The following is a 550-nucleotide window of genomic DNA, read 5'->3' on the forward strand; positions in this document are numbered from 1 at the left end:
GATATGGTTGTGGCACCCATTGGTGGTGGCGGTATGATTTCAGGTACTTGTTTGACGTTGTCGAACCTAGCACCAGATGTCAAAATCTATGCAGCAGAGCCATTAAACGCTGATGACGCTGCACGCTCATTTAAAGCCGGTCATATTATCGCTGATGATGCACCAAACACGGTTGCCGATGGTTTAAAAGTACCGCTGAAGGATTTGACTTGGCATTTTGTTAGCAATTATGTGACTGATATTTTGACCGCGACTGAAGAAGAAATCGTTGAAGCGATGAAACTGACTTGGACGCATATGAAAATCATCATCGAACCAAGCTGTGCCGTGCCGCTTGCTGTCATCCTGAAGAACAAAGACGTTTTTGCCGGTAAAAAGGTTGGCGTCATCATCACTGGTGGTAACGTTGATCTTGACAAGTTGCCTTGGAATTAATGATCGGCAACTAAATATCAGTAATTAGGTATCAATAACTGATTACAAATGAAGCGTTAACTAAGCGCCAGTAATGCGCAAGTTTAAAACGGCTTTTTATAACACTAACTAATAA

General features: G+C 42.2%; 1 protein-coding gene. It reads left to right on the forward strand.

Going from position 1 to position 550, the window contains the following annotated elements:
- A partial coding sequence (locus tag JMW90_RS13625) for a threonine ammonia-lyase (RefSeq protein ID WP_201564778.1) occupies window positions 1-435 on the forward strand: 435 nt, incomplete at its 5' end.
- Between the last annotated feature and the right edge of the window lie 115 nt (window positions 436-550).

Origin of the sequence: Psychrobacter glacincola (genome assembly GCF_904846215.1) — a bacterium.
Lineage (GTDB): Bacteria > Pseudomonadota > Gammaproteobacteria > Pseudomonadales > Moraxellaceae > Psychrobacter > Psychrobacter glacincola.